This window comes from Streptomyces sp. 2-1, from assembly GCF_048564895.1.
GTDB lineage: Bacteria > Actinomycetota > Actinomycetes > Streptomycetales > Streptomycetaceae > Streptomyces > Streptomyces phaeochromogenes.
In genome coordinates this window covers 3,627,098-3,640,526 of the sequence record NZ_CP183383.1, presented here as the reverse complement: position 1 = coordinate 3,640,526, position 13,429 = coordinate 3,627,098, and the positions used below count along the sequence as shown (strand labels likewise).

The following is a 13,429-nucleotide window of genomic DNA, read 5'->3' as shown; positions in this document are numbered from 1 at the left end:
TACGCTCGCGGTATGCCCCGCCGCCAGATACGTGTGACCGGCGCAGCCGAGGCGCCCCTGCGGGCCGCGCTGCGCGCACTGCGCACCGAACTCGACGTACCCGAGGCCTTCGGGCCGCAGGTGCTCGCCGAGGCGGAACGGGCCGCCCGTGAACCGACGCTCCCGGCGTACGACGCGACGGACATCCCCCTCTTCACCATCGACCCGCCGACGTCCACCGACCTCGACCAGGCGATGCACCTGTCCCGCCGCCCGGACGGCTACCGCGTGCGGTACGCCATCGCCGACGTCGCGGCTTTCGTCGTACCGGGCGGTCTCCTGGACGCGGAGGCACACCGCAGGGTCACGACCCTCTACTTCCCGGACGGGAGGATCCCCCTCCACCCGCCGCTGCTGAGCGAGGGCGCAGCGAGCCTGCTCCCGGACCAGACCTGCCCGGCCGTCCTGTGGACCATCGACCTGGACGCGGACGGCCGCCCCACAGCCACCGACGTCCGCCGCGCCCTCGTCCGCAGCCGCGCCAAGCTCGACTACGAGTCCGTGCAGAAGCAGCTCGACACGGGCACCGCCGAGGAACCGCTCGCCCTCCTCAAGGACATCGGACTCCTGCGCGAACAACAGGAAGTGGCCCGCGGCGGCATCTCCCTCAACGTCCCCGAGCAGGAGATCACCGAGCGCGACGGCACGTACGAACTCGCCTACCGCGCCCCGCTCCCCGCCGACGGCTGGAACGCGCAGATCTCCCTCCTGACGGGCATGGCCGCGGCCGAACTGATGCTCGCGCACGGCACGGGCGTGCTGCGCACACTCCCGGCAGCGCCGGACGGTGCGGTCGGCCGATTGCGGCGTACAGCCCGGGCACTGCGCATCGACTGGCCGCACCACGTCTCGTACGCCGAGCTGATCCGTTCCCTCGACCCGCACCTGCCCCACCACGCGGCCTTCCTCCAGGAGTGCACGACGCTGCTGCGCGGCGCGGGCTACACGGTCTTTCGTGGCCGTGTCACCCCGGACCTCACCACCCACGCCGCCGTGGCCGCGCCCTACACCCACTGCACGGCCCCGCTCCGCCGCCTGGTCGACCGCTACGCCTCGGAACTGTGCCTTGCGGCGGCAGTCGGGGAGGAACCGCCGGAGTGGGTGCTCGCCGCCCTCGACGACCTGCCGAAGCGGATGGCCGAGGGCACCCGCCGTGCGGGCACGGCCGAGCGCGAGTGCGTCGACATCGTCGAGGCGGCGCTGCTCAAGGACCGCGTCGGCGAACTCTTCGACGGCACCGTCGTGGACGTACAGGAACGTGAACCCACCGTGGGAACCGTCCAGTTGGAGTCCCCCGCCGTCGTCGCCCGTATCAAGAGCGAGGAGGGGGCCGAGAAGCTGCCGCTGCCTCTGGGGGAGCGCCTGCGGGTACGGCTCACACAGGCCGACCCGGGCTCGGCGAAGGTGCTGTTCGCTCCCGCGTGAGTTCCTACGCGGGCCGTTGAGTCGGCTCCAGAGCGGTGCGTATCTCCCGTACCAGCGCCTCGGGTTCGTCGGCGTGGAAGCGGATCATGGTTACGTCCTTGGGGCGCCCGAGGAAGGTGAAGTGCCGTACGGGGGAGGAGAGTTCGAGTGTGATCGTGGTCTGCGCGCCGATGGCCAGGTCGAGTCGGCCGTCGCGCTTCTCGTGCGTGGTGACCAACTCGCGGCGTACGGAGGAGATCGCGGCGAGCGGGACGCGCACGTCGACGTGGGCGGCGCGGCGGATACGCAGGAAGGCCTCGTCCTCGTCCCCCGTGTCGTCCAGTACGTGCGGCCGGGTCACGGACGCCGCGTGCATGCCGACGATCAGCAGCAGTGTGTAGACATCGAGCGCGAACACGACCCGGTGGACGGCGGGATGGTTCCGCAGAAGCACCGCCATACAGACGCTTTCGAGGACGGACACGAACCCGAAGCCGAACATCATCGCGCCCTGACCGCGCCCGTACGAGAAGGCCCGCCCACGCCCGATGCCGTGCGGCCGCCGGGCCACCCACCGGGCGATGCTCGCCAGCAACCGCACCTCGTGGGCGACGAGGTGCCGCACGGTCCGAAGGGTCCGCACGGCGCCGGTCGCCAGCACACCGCCGGCCGGGGTGCTGCCCGCCGTCGTCACCGTGTCCGCCGCCGCGCTCATCGCGCACGCTCCACGAGCAGTTCGATCGTCCGGCGGACCGCCGCGGCCTGCGCGGGGGCGAAGTCGTCGAGAAAGGCGCGGAAGAAGCTGCCGTTGCCGGTCATGTCGGTTCCCTCCAGGTCGAGTTGGCCGAGGCCCATGCCCTCCAGGGCCTCGTCGGGCAGGCAGTCGGCGAGGGCGCGGGCGGCCTGCTCGACGCGGGGGTCGGCCGGGTCGACGTCGACGAGCGCGTCGAGTTGGGCGTACGCCTCGTGCGCCCGCTCCAGGGCGCCGGGCACGTCCGCGGTGGCGCGCAGTGCGGACAGCAGCTGCTCACGGTCCTCCGGGGCGGCGACCGTTTCGAGGAAGGCGATCATCTCGCGGTCCTTCGCGGCCATCGCCGGTTCCGGGCTCCGGGTCAACTCGCCGAAGATCGCGGCCAGTTCGGGAGACACGGGCCCTTCGGCGGTCAGCCCGCTCCCGTCCAGCAGGGCGCGCAGCCGCAGCCGCCGCTCCCGGATTGCCGCCTCCTGGCGGGCCAGGTCGTCGTCGAGCTCCGCGAGCACCTCGGCGAGATCGCGCCCCGCGTCGTCCGCGAGGGCGTCCCGCACCTCGGCTAGACCGAGCCCCAGCTCGGTCAGCCGTTTGATCCGGGCGAGCATGACCGCGTGCCGCAGGCCGTAGTCGCGGTAGCCGTTGGAGCGCCGCTCGGGTTCGGGCAGCAGCCCGAGGTGGTGGTAGTGCCGGACGGTCCGCGTCGTGACGCCGACGGTCGCGGCGAGTTCTCCGATCCGCATGCTCTCAGTAGAAACGTTGACGTTGCGGCAGGGTCAAGTGGCGACCTTCCCGGCGGGTTGCGGGACACCCATTGACGGCTAACACCGTTAGCCGTACGGTCATGGCTAACGGTGTTAGCCAGGTGCCCGTGGCCAGCTCGCCGCCCAGCCCGACAGCCAGCCGCAGGAGGCAGCAATGAGCAACGCAGCAATGAGTACGATCACCGCGCCCGGCACCGCCGAGGCCGCGGACGCCGACGGCACGGCCACCGCTCCCCGGCGCCGCAGCGTCCTCTCGGTCATCCGCCGCACCGCCTGGCTGCTGAACGCGCTCTTCTGGTCGGCCTTCGCGGTGCTGGAAGCCGTGAACCACGGCTGGCTCGCGGGACTCCTGGCCGTCGCGTTCTTCATAGCGCCTGACCTGACGTTCCTGGTCGGCATCGGCGAAGCGCGCGGGATGGCGAAGGGCCGCCTCCAGCCCCGAGCGGTCCCGTACTACAACGCCGCCCACCGCGCGCTCGTCCCACTCGCCCTCATGACGCTGTACGCCTTCGGACCGGTCCCCTGGGCCCCGGCCTTCGCGGCCCTGTGCGGCTGGCTCGCCCACATCTCGTACGATCGCGCCTTCGGCTACGGCCTGCGGACGAAGGAGGGCTTCCAGCGTGACTGACGGGCAGGGCGACCGAGGTGCCGACGGGCGGGGCACTCAAGTCGGTGACGGGCGGGGTCCTCAGGGCGGCTGGGGCGCCCAGGGCGGTGGGCCCGGTGGGCTCTCCCCGCGGGCCCGTTCGATCGTGGCGGCGGCCCGGGCGCTCCTGGAGGAGTCAGGCCCCGCGGCGCTGACCATGCGGGCCCTCGCCGACCACCTGGGCATCAAGGCCCCATCCCTCTACAAGCACTTCCCCGACAAGTCGGCCGTAGAGGTCGAGCTGATCGCGCAGATGCTCGCCGAGTCCGCGGCGGCGCTGGAGGAGGCCGAGGCCCGGGCCCCGGGCTCGATCCCGGCCCTGGCCGAGGCGTATCGCGCGTACGCCCTCGAACACCCCCACCTCTACTGCCTGGCCACCGAGCGCCCCCTGCCCCGCGCCTTCCTCCCACCCGGCCTGGAGGACCGCGCCGCCGCACCCCTCGTCCGGGCCTGCGGCGGCGACATGGACCTGGCCCGGGCGACCTGGGCGTTCGCCCACGGGATGGTGATCCTGGAGATCCACGGCCGCTTTCCGGACGACGCCGACCTGGCCGGGGCATGGAAGAAGGGCACGGGGGCGTTGCACCCCTGAGGAGGTACGACGCCATGGGGGCACGGGGTGATGGTGAGCGCGCGGATGGGCTTCGCCGGCCGGGCGAGTACGGGCAGGCGGCTGGCCGCGAACCGGTGAGTGGCGGTGAGCCAGCGACTGGCCGTGAGCCGATGGGCGGGCGCGAGCAGGCAGTCTGGACCCGGGCGACCCTCGGCCGAAGCGGCCGCCCCCTCGACCTCCTCACCGCCCGCTTCGACCGTCACCGCTACGCGCCGCACGCCCACGAGGAGTTCACCATCGGAGTCTGCGTCGGCGGCTCCGAGATCATCGACTACCGAGGCGGCCGGATCGAGACGGGCCCCGGCTCGATAGTCGTTCTCGCCCCCGGCGAGACGCACACCGGCGGCCCGGCGGCATCCGACGGCTACGCCTACCGCGCCCTGTACGCAGAGGTCCCCCTGCTCACGGAGGGCACGTACGGCATCCCGCATTTCCGCGACCCCATCATCGACGACCCCGAACTGGCCACCGCCCTCCGCGTCACGCACACCGAACTGAGCGTCTGCCCGGACCCGTTGGAGGCGGAGTCCCGCATCCCATGGCTGCTCACGGCCCTCTCCCGCCGCCACTCCACGGCCCGCCCAGTGTGCGACAGAATCCCGGGCGCGGACCGAATAGCCGAGACGGTCCGAGCCCGTTTGACGGACGAACTCCTCTCCCCACCCTCCCTCTCCGCCCTGGCCGCGGACCTGGACCTGTCCCGCTACCAACTGCTCCGAGCCTTCCGTACGAGCACGGGGATGCCCCCGTACACCTGGCTGGCCCAGCACCGCGTGAACCGGGCCCGCTGCCTACTGGAGAAGGGCCACCGCCCGGCCGAGACAGCGGCGCTGGTCGGCTTCGCGGACCAGGCGCACCTGACGCGCTGGTTCCGCCGGGTACTGGGCGTGACCCCGGCGGCGTACCGCAACAGCGTTCAAGACACCCACCGCTGACCCGGCCGAGACTGCGCGCATGACTGCACGCGGCTGGTTTCTCTTCTCCCTGATGGGAGTGCTCTGGGGCATCCCCTACCTGATGATCAAAGTGGCGGTGGACGGTGGCATGTCCGCGTCCATGGTGGTGTTCGCCAGATGCACACTGGGCGCGGCCCTACTGCTCCCCTTCGCAATCCGCCAGGGAAACTTGGTGGGAGTCGTACGAGCGCACTGGCGCCCCATGCTGGCCTTCGCCTGCATAGAGATCATCGGCCCCTGGTGGACCCTGACAGACGCCGAACGCCACCTCTCCAGCTCGACGGCGGGCCTGCTGATCGCGGGCGTACCGATCGTGGGCGTACTCCTGGCCCGCTACTTCGGAGACACGGAACGCTTGGGCGCTCGCCGCATGTCCGGCCTGGCGCTGGGCCTGGCCGGCGTGGCGGTCCTGACGGCCCCACACCTGACAGGCGGAAACGCCCGCGCCCTGACGGAGATGCTGGTGACGGTGGTGGGCTACGCGACGGCCCCGCTGATCATGGCCCGCTACCTGAAGCCGGTCCCGACCCTGCAACTGATAGCCCCGTGCCTGCTCCTGGCGGCGCTGGTATACGCCCCGGCCGCGGCGCTGACGTGGCCGTCACAGGCCCCCTCTTCGTCGGTGCTGGCGTCGCTCTCGGGCCTGGGGGTGATCTGCACGGCCCTGGCCTTCGTCGTCTTCCTGGAACTGATCAGGGAGGCGGGCCCGACGCGGGCGGTGGTCTTCACGTACGTCAACCCGGCGGTGGCGGTGACGGCGGGCGTGCTGTTCCTGGACGAGGAGCTGACGGCGGGAGTGGTGGCGGCGTTCACCCTCATCCTCCTGGGCTCGTTCCTGGCGACGGCGGGCTCCGACCGCTCGCGTTCCGGGCCGGGCCGCGAGCCCGGTACCATGGTCGACACGGCAGACGAGCCGGGCGGACGGCCGCGTGGAGTCCCCTTCGGGGGCGCTTCCCGAGGAACGTCCGGGCTCCAAAGGGCAGGGTGGTGGCTAACGGCCACCCGGGGTGACCCGCGGGACAGTGCCACAGAAAGCAAACCGCCAGGGACCTCGGTCCCAGGTAAGGGTGAAACGGTGGTGTAAGAGACCACCAGCGCCTGAGGCGACTCAGGCGGCTAGGTAAACCCCACCCGGAGCAAGGTCAAGAGGGGCGCGGTAACACGTGCCCTGCGCGGACGTTCGAGGGCTGCCCGCCCGAGTCCGCGGGTAGACCGCACGAGGCCGGCGGCAACGCCGGCCCTAGATGGATGGCCGTCTCCCCGGCCGCCGCGAGGCGACCGGGAGACAGAACCCGGCGTACAGCCCGACTCGTCTGCCGCCACCTGGCTTTGCCTTGGAACGGGCCTCTGATCTGTGATGGAGGCCCGGTCCGGTCTTTCGGGGACTTGCCTCCCCGTTGACCTGAGCCTATTAGCGTTCTGTGAACGGGTGTCGCTGCCCCTGACCTGCCCGAGGGCCGCCGGTCGGGGAGTCGGTGGACAAGCGTGCAGCGGGCGTGCCGAGCAGTGGACGAGCGCGCTCACGAGAACCGGCCTGTCGCGCCGGAGGCAAGGGACGACTGAGGGTCTGTGTCTCTTGGGCTGTTGACAGCAACGCTGTTGGGGGAGTTTCACAAATCGGGCGGGCTCAGCTGGCGACTGGTGAAGAATCAGCTGGGTGGACAACGAGATTCAGCTGATCAGCGACGGTGACGGACTGACGGTCATAGGGAGTGAGGCGGATGTCGAACATTTCCTCGTCTCGGAGGGACTGTCGTCGAAGGGCCTCGGATTGCGACGGCTCAAGTCCGTCGCCGGTACCGGGGCTGTGGTCGCGCAGGCAGGTTCGGACATTGCCGCCGAATCGGCTTGCTGGGTGAAGCTGACCCGGGAGTCGGCACGGGTCGTCAAGAAGTACGGGCTGAGGGAAAGCTCGAAGACGGGCCTCAGCACCGGTGTGGTGAAGGGGCCCAAGGGCCAGGTCAGGGGTTTCGTCGAATTCGCGAGCGGGCGCCGATCGCTTCTGGGTAACCCAGCGGTTCTCGCTCGTGCTGCGGGGATCATGGCGCAGCTCGCGATGCAGCAGACCATGGACGAGATCACCGACTATCTCGCCACGATCGACGAGAAGGTCGAGGACGTGCTCCGCGCTCAGCAGGACGCCGCGTTGTCGGACATGGTCGGAGCGGAGCTCGTGATCGAGGAAGCCATGACCATCCGGGAGCAGGTGGGCCGGGTTTCCGAGATCACGTGGTCGAAGGTGCAGGCCACGCCGGGGGCGATTGCGGCGACCCAGGTGTACGCGTTGCGTCGGCTCGACGCACTCGCGGAGAAGATGGAGAGCAAGGCCAAGAGATGGGCTCGATCTGGCCGCCTCGCCAAGGCCTCGCTGTCTTCCTACATCGCTTCATACCTTGTTCACCGTGACGAGTCCCGTGCATACGATGGTGAGTTGATCAGGGCCGGGGTGAGCAGGATGACCGGGGGATGTGCGGCGAGGGCGGCGGATCCGGGCGTGGCATCGACGGCGTACTTGGCCTGTGCAGGTCGGCCTTGGTGACGAAGGGCTGTGTAGGCGGGGCCGAAAGACTCGGTGCGGGACAACGTCGATTCCAGGGTGGCCCGTTTTGGCGCGGGGGACAGTGACCTGCGCGCACCGTGAACCGGGTGCCATGCAATCGGTGAGTCCGTGGGCCTGGTCTCCGAGGAACTAAGGAAAGAAGTAACGGAGTTGGGCGGGGCGGCGAGAACTGGGGACGTGTAAGCCGGAAGCTGGTACTGGCGCGCTACCATCCCCCTGAGCCTGGCTCGGTGTGGTGGCAGGCGGTTCGGGGGAGTGGATGGCATTCGCACAACCAGAGCGGGCAGAGTTACCGTCTCCGGCACGATCGCCGCGGCTGGCGGTGCTCCGCCCTGCCATGGGCTTGCTCGGTCTCCTGGATCGGGACCCCACCGGGGAGAGGTCCTACTCTCAGAGCTGTCGTGACTGGCCCGAAGTCAAATCGCATTTAGCGATCCTGCTCGCTCCTCCGGACCGGCAGAACGATGAACCTGGCCGCGATGAAACTGGCCAGGAGGATCGGCAGCGGATCTGGGGACTGGGGATCGTGCGTCCCGCTCACGAGACCGACTGGGACCGAAAGGTCTTCGTCACTCATGCTCGAAGGTTGCGAGAGCCGGTTCCTGTCTCAGAGCTCTGGTCCGCTGCTGGAGCCGGGGATGACTCACTCTCCCGGTCGTTACCGGAAAGCGGCCCTGCCACGGTCGGCGCAGACGTCGTGTTAGCCGGTCTCCAGCGGATCTCCGCTGCCGTAGCAGCGGAAGTCCAGAGGCTGACGCCTTTGCTCGACGATGTCGAAGGCTCGACCGAACAGGAGCTCCGCTGGCGCGATGAGCGTGATGCGCTGCTGCTCTTCGCCAAGACGGCCGGGATGACCGCGAAGGATTTCACACGGGCACACCCCTGGGACAGGACAGCCGCCGAGGAGAGCTACATCAGCGGGCTCACCGGGGTTGCGGTGCAGCCGACGTTCGACGACAAGCGCGAACGGGTGGCGGAGCGGCTCAGCGGTATCGGGGTCACCGTCATGAAGGCGTTCACGAGCCGTGACAATCGCCGAAGTTATGACCTGGAAGCCACGTCGATCATCAATCCGAGGGTGGTCGGCGGTGCGGAGGGCTCCCTCGACGCCTTCTACTACCACTACGACACCGGGACGCTTGTCGTGTTGCGCTACTTGAGTCCCGGGCCGAACGGGACCTTCTCGCCCGATGCCCGGCGCAGCCTGGACGAATTGCACGGCCGAGTCCACAGGCCGGAACAAGGTGCTCGGCGCAGGACCGACGATTACTGCTTGCTGGACGACCCCCTCTTCCTCCGCATTCATGAGCAGGTGGCTTTCACCCATACTCTGCACCGGACGAGCTCCGGCGCGATCTACCCCTACAGCCAGTTCGCAGCTGCGATCCCGGTCGCGGTGGAGACCGGTCTCCCCGATTCTTCCGTCGACGCGCTCACCCGCCACCTGGTACCGACCGACTTCGCAAGCCTGGTCCGCGACGGTTGGTTCGGCGCTCGCGGCGTGCCCTTGGAGATAGCCTCGGACTCGGTGAAGGCCTCCGTCGAGACGGTCGGCGCGGCTCTGGTGGTCGTCGACTTCAACGGGCGGCCGCGTGGCAACGGTGCGGGGCTCGGCATACGGGCTTAGGCCAAATCACAGGACACCATTAAGGGGGAGAGCGGCTAATCATGGTCACCTCGGGGGCGGACACACCTCGCCAGGTCACGCAGGTCCGCGAGCAGTTGCACGAGACGTTTGACGGGGTGATAGACGACAGCGACATCGCTCACTTCCGAGGTGACAATTACGAACAGCGTTTCCTCTCTCGCGCCCTTGCAGCCCTCGCCGTACGACGCGTGGCCAAGTGCAGCGTGGCCGAGGCGGCCCGGTTCGTCACGGATGGCATCGCGGACCAGGGAATGGACGCCATCGCCCCCCTGCCAGACAGCCAGCGGGCTCTGCTCGTCCAGGCGAAGTGGAGCGACAAGGGCACGGCGACCTTCGACGTAGGCGCCGCCAAGGCGATGGTGGACGGCCTGAACCGTATCGAGAACGAGTTGTACGACCAGTTCAACCAGCGTGCCGGCGCGCTCGCCCTGGAGGCCAGGCCGTTCATCATCAACGAGAGAGCCACTCTGGTCATCGCGCTGATGGGCACTGTGGCGCCCTCTCCACCCGCACGCGAGGTTCTCGACAACGCTCTCGACGAGTTCAACAAGCATGGCGCCCGCATGAGCGTCGAGGTGCTGTACGCCGCCGACTTCCATGATCAGATCCATGCGGATCTTCGGCCGGAGCCTATCTGTCTGGACGTACGCCTTGACGACTGGTACCAGCAACAGGGACCACTAGAGGCCTATCAGGGGACGGTCTCCGCCGAGAGCGTCGCCGAGTGGTACGAGACGCACGGTACCGGTCTGTTCGAGCAGAATCTCCGGGCCCCGCTCGGGCCCACCGTCACCAATGCGGAGATCGGTCTGACCCTTACCTCCGATCCGACCAGATTCTGGCACCTGAACAACGGCATCACCATGATCTGCGACTCGCTCACGGCGAAGAACGACAGCGCCAGGGCACCGCAGAGCAAGCCGACCACTCTCACCGTGACGGGGGCGAGCATCGTCAACGGCGCGCAGACGGTACGGGCGGTCGCCAGAGCCATGCATGAGGACGGTGAGGCCGCGGCCAACGCCACCCTGAGCATCAAGGTCATCAACACGCACGAAGACCGGGAATTCGGAGTCCAGGTCTCGCAGGCGGCGAACCGGCAGAACGCCATCGAGCAGCGCGATCACATCGCGCTGGAACCGGTGCACCAGGCGATCAAGGCCAACCTGCGCGCCGAACTGCGCAAGCAGTACGTGATCAAGCGCGGCGAGCCGGTCGCCGCGCCCGAGACCGGTTGTTCACTGGACGAACTCGCTCTCGCACTCGCATGCCTGCACCCGGATGCGGAACAGGCTGCCAGGGCCGCCAGTTCGACGGAGAACCTCTGGGAGCAGGGCCCCAAGGGCAGCCACACCCTGCTGTTCAAACGCGAACCCTCGCCGCAGAAGGTGTGGCGCTCCGTGCTCACGCTGCGTGCGGCACGGAGCGCGGTCTACGAACTGGGCAGTGGTCAGAACAGCCGCGAGGCCGCGACCACCGAGCACGGTGGTTTTCTCGTCACCCACCTGCTCTTCCAGCATCTAGGCGCCACGAGTATCGATGACCCCGACTTCGACTGGGACAGCGAGGTCCTGGAGAAGATTCCCGCCCTCGCACCGGATCTGGTGCGTCGGCTGACGCACCAGATCGTCTCTCGCTATGGGCCACGTCCCCAGATCAGGACCACCTTCCAGACCGCGGAGACGTGTCGGGAGCTCGCGAAGCACGTCCTCGGCGACCTGGCCGATGGCGTCGCCGTTCCCGCACCTCCCGTGAAGGAGCGCAAGCCGCGTCGCCCCAACACCGTGCCGCTCCTGGTCGACCGCCGTGTCATCAAGGACGGAGCGCCTCTCCGGTACGTGGCTCTGAACGAGCCCGAGCGAGACGCCATGGAGGAGTGGCTTGTCCAGGACGAACGGCGGCGCCAGGCGACCTGGGTCAATCACCGGACCAAGTCGATCCTGTGGGCGTACGACGAGAAGCAGTACTCGCCGTCCGGGCTGGTGTCGAAGATGTGGGCGGACGCCGACTGGGGCGACCGCCCGGTTGCCAATCAGGGAACGGCTCGCTGGTTCCAGTCGGACGGCCTGAGCCTGTGGGATCTGGCTCAGCGCATCCACAGCGAAGAGGACGAGGCCGATGACGAGGCCTGACGGCGTGCACACCGGACCGGCAGGACGTCAGTAGGGGCGTGGTCCCTCGGGGCCGCGCAGCCGGGCGAGGAGATCGGCAATCTCGCGGGTCTCCTCGTCGTCCTCGCCGAGGAGGACGCACATGTCCTCGTGGAGGGCGTCGAGGACGCCTTCGGCCTCGGTGCGGCGGCCCTCGGAGAAGAGGAGGAGGCCGATGCTGCGGCGCAGGTCGAGAGCGGTCTCGGAAGCGTCCCCGTCCGCGTCGGAGACGACCTCCAGGACCTCCTGGAACTCGTGCAGGGCGGCGGTGGCCTGGCCGAGGTTGGCCCGGCAGTGGGCGGCGCGTCGGCGGCACTCCAGCGCGCTCTCGCTGGACGGCCCCGAGGTACGGGCGTAAACGGCGGCCAGCGCGTCGAACTCCGGCAAGGCACGCCGGAAGTCCTCGCCGGCCATGAGGACCGCCGCGCGCTGCCGCCGCAGACCGAGTACACGGGGGTTGTGTGCGCCGAGAGTGGTGGCCGCCGTGGCGATCACCGCCTTGAGGACGTCCGCGGCCTGGGCGAACCGCCCGTTCTCGGCGAGGTCCGCGGACCGGGCGTAGGCCTCCCGGATCGCGTCCCGGAGCGCGGTGTCGACGCGCGCCGGGGCCGGCACCGGCGCCGTCGGCTCGGATGAGGGTGCGGGCGTCGTGGTCCGCCGTAAGGGTGCGTTCGGCTGCCGGTAGACCACCGTCGGGTCGGGAACCTCGGAAGGGGAGCCGCCGTTGGTGAGGGCCACGGGTTCGGCTGCCGATCCCGGTTGCGGCAGGTGTGGCGACAGGCGTTCGTACACCGCGTATGCGTCGACGGGACGCTGCTCGGGCACCTTGGCCAGGAGGTCCAGGGTCAGCGCCTCCAGGTCCTCCGGCACCTCGGGCCGCAGGGTGCGCAGTGGCTTCGGCGGCACGTCCATGTGCTGGTGCAGGAGCTGGTAGTCGTTGTCGCCGCTGAACACCGGCTCTCCGGCGAGGAGTTCGTGCAGCACGCAGCCGAGCGCGTAGAGGTCACTCAGCGGTGTGATCTGCGCGCCGTCGATCTGCTCGGGCGGCATGTACCGGCTGGTCCCGATCCGGCTCCCGGTGGCCGTGAGCCGGGTGACGTCCGTGTGCAGCAGCTTCGCGATGCCGAAGTCCAGCACCTTGACCGTGCCGTCAGCGGCGATCAGGACGTTGTCCGGCTTCAGGTCGCGGTGCACGACCGGGATCGCGTGCGCATACGACAGTACGGTGCAGATCTGCGCCGCGATCGACGCGGCCCAGCTCACCGGGAGCCGGGCCGCCGCTCCGTCCTCCGTGCCTGCCAGCACCCCGCGCAGGGAGATCCCGCGTACGTACTCCATCACCAGGTACAGCCGGTCGTACGACGCCTCGTCGAGGACCGCGTCGAACACCTGCGGCACTCCGTGATGCCCGATCCGGGCGGTGACGCGCGCCTCGCGCTCGAAGCGGCGGGCGAACTCCTCTGCCTGCGCGGGTGTTGCGACGACGTCGGGCCGGATGAGCTTGACCGCGATCTCCCGGTCGAGGACGGCGTCGTAGCCGCGCCAGACCGTGCCCATACCGCCGGACTCGATCTCCTCGATCAGCTCATAGCGGCCCTGCTCGCCGATTCTCCTGGCCTGCGACACGCGTTGCGCCCCCGTCGTCCTGATGCCACGTCAGTCGATCGCTGTACACGGTACCTATTGGCGGGGCGTGCGGCAGGTGTTACAGGAGGTGGTCGGCCTTGCCGGCCTTGATGTCGGTGATGAGGGTGCGGAGGGCTTGGAGGGAGTCGGTGAGGTATCGGTCTTCTTGGCCGTTGACGGCTATGTATCCGTTGCCGTCGGCGTCCGTGCCGAGGCGGAAGCAGTTGCTCGCATCTTGGCAGAAAGGGGCTTCCCATCTGATGTCGGGCATGGCC

11 protein-coding genes, 1 other RNA gene and 1 pseudogene are annotated in these 13,429 nt (G+C 69.2%); 9 read left to right on the top strand and 4 right to left on the bottom strand.

What is annotated here, in order from left to right; translation table 11 throughout:
- Nucleotides 1-12 precede the first annotated feature (12 nt).
- Nucleotides 13-1,464 (top strand): RNB domain-containing ribonuclease, encoded by a 1,452-nt coding sequence (locus ACN20J_RS16085; RefSeq protein ID WP_419666156.1) that lies wholly within the window; start codon nt 13-15, stop codon nt 1,462-1,464.
- Between the two features lie 4 nt (nt 1,465-1,468).
- On the opposite strand, the gene ACN20J_RS16080 is transcribed toward ACN20J_RS16085, so the two are convergent.
- Both ACN20J_RS16080 and ACN20J_RS16075 read right to left on the bottom strand, forming a co-directional pair.
- Nucleotides 1,469-2,158, bottom strand: coding sequence for a hypothetical protein (locus ACN20J_RS16080; protein ID WP_419666155.1), 690 nt, complete (start codon nt 2,156-2,158; stop codon nt 1,469-1,471).
- On the bottom strand, nt 2,155-2,934 hold the full coding sequence (locus ACN20J_RS16075; RefSeq protein WP_419666154.1) for a MerR family transcriptional regulator: 780 nt from the start codon (nt 2,932-2,934) through the stop codon (nt 2,155-2,157). The genes ACN20J_RS16080 and ACN20J_RS16075 overlap by 4 nt, the downstream gene beginning before the upstream one ends.
- Nucleotides 2,935-3,109: 175 nt before the next feature.
- Here ACN20J_RS16075 and ACN20J_RS16070 point away from each other — a divergent pair, with 175 nt between their 5' ends.
- From ACN20J_RS16070 to ACN20J_RS16035, 8 genes and pseudogenes are all read left to right on the top strand, one after another.
- Entirely contained in the window at nt 3,110-3,583 is a 474-nt protein-coding gene (locus ACN20J_RS16070) for a DUF4260 family protein (protein WP_419666153.1), read from the top strand.
- Between the two features lie 121 nt (nt 3,584-3,704).
- Nucleotides 3,705-4,193: a TetR/AcrR family transcriptional regulator gene (locus ACN20J_RS16065; RefSeq protein ID WP_419668889.1), complete on the top strand. Its 489-nt coding sequence runs from the start codon at nt 3,705-3,707 to the stop codon at nt 4,191-4,193.
- Between the two features lie 131 nt (nt 4,194-4,324).
- Nucleotides 4,325-5,149, top strand: coding sequence for a helix-turn-helix domain-containing protein (locus ACN20J_RS16060; protein ID WP_419666152.1), 825 nt, complete (start codon nt 4,325-4,327; stop codon nt 5,147-5,149).
- Nucleotides 5,150-5,168: 19 nt separating this feature from the next.
- A pseudogene (locus ACN20J_RS16055) lies at nt 5,169-5,951 on the top strand (DMT family transporter); the annotation flags it as partial.
- 128 nt (nt 5,952-6,079) lie between these two features.
- Nucleotides 6,080-6,486, top strand: an RNA gene (gene rnpB / locus ACN20J_RS16050) — RNase P RNA component class A.
- 341 nt (nt 6,487-6,827) lie between these two features.
- Nucleotides 6,828-7,709, top strand: a complete 882-nt coding sequence (locus tag ACN20J_RS16045) for a hypothetical protein (protein ID WP_419666151.1) — start codon at nt 6,828-6,830, stop codon at nt 7,707-7,709.
- A gap of 781 nt (nt 7,710-8,490) precedes the next feature.
- The gene (locus ACN20J_RS16040) at nt 8,491-9,357 is read left to right on the top strand and encodes a hypothetical protein (RefSeq protein ID WP_419666150.1); all 867 of its coding nucleotides are present in this window, start codon (nt 8,491-8,493) and stop codon (nt 9,355-9,357) included.
- Between the two features lie 41 nt (nt 9,358-9,398).
- The gene (locus tag ACN20J_RS16035) at nt 9,399-11,510 is read left to right on the top strand and encodes an AIPR family protein (protein ID WP_419666149.1); all 2,112 of its coding nucleotides are present in this window, start codon (nt 9,399-9,401) and stop codon (nt 11,508-11,510) included.
- A 27-nt stretch (nt 11,511-11,537) separates the two neighbouring features.
- On the opposite strand, the gene ACN20J_RS16030 is transcribed toward ACN20J_RS16035, so the two are convergent.
- Complete coding sequence (locus ACN20J_RS16030) at nt 11,538-13,154, bottom strand: protein kinase domain-containing protein (protein WP_419666148.1); 1,617 nt, start codon at nt 13,152-13,154, stop codon at nt 11,538-11,540.
- A 79-nt stretch (nt 13,155-13,233) separates the two neighbouring features.
- The gene (locus tag ACN20J_RS16025; RefSeq protein ID WP_365564749.1) at nt 13,234-13,425 is read right to left on the bottom strand and encodes a hypothetical protein; all 192 of its coding nucleotides are present in this window, start codon (nt 13,423-13,425) and stop codon (nt 13,234-13,236) included.
- Between the last annotated feature and the right edge of the window lie 4 nt (nt 13,426-13,429).

Bases quoted from the DNA above. Each gene is read 5' to 3' on its own strand.
- ACN20J_RS16080 (WP_419666155.1), bottom strand. From the start codon at position 2,158: ATGAGCGCGGCGGCGGACACGGTGACGACGGCGGGCAGCACCCCGGCC.
- ACN20J_RS16085 (WP_419666156.1), top strand. From the start codon at position 13: ATGCCCCGCCGCCAGATACGTGTGACCGGCGCAGCCGAGGCGCCCCTG.
- ACN20J_RS16070 (WP_419666153.1), top strand. From the start codon at position 3,110: ATGAGCAACGCAGCAATGAGTACGATCACCGCGCCCGGCACCGCCGAG.
- ACN20J_RS16075 (WP_419666154.1), bottom strand. From the start codon at position 2,934: ATGCGGATCGGAGAACTCGCCGCGACCGTCGGCGTCACGACGCGGACC.
- ACN20J_RS16035 (WP_419666149.1), top strand. From the start codon at position 9,399: ATGGTCACCTCGGGGGCGGACACACCTCGCCAGGTCACGCAGGTCCGC.
- ACN20J_RS16025 (WP_365564749.1), bottom strand. From the start codon at position 13,425: ATGCCCGACATCAGATGGGAAGCCCCTTTCTGCCAAGATGCGAGCAAC.
- ACN20J_RS16060 (WP_419666152.1), top strand. From the start codon at position 4,325: ATGGGCGGGCGCGAGCAGGCAGTCTGGACCCGGGCGACCCTCGGCCGA.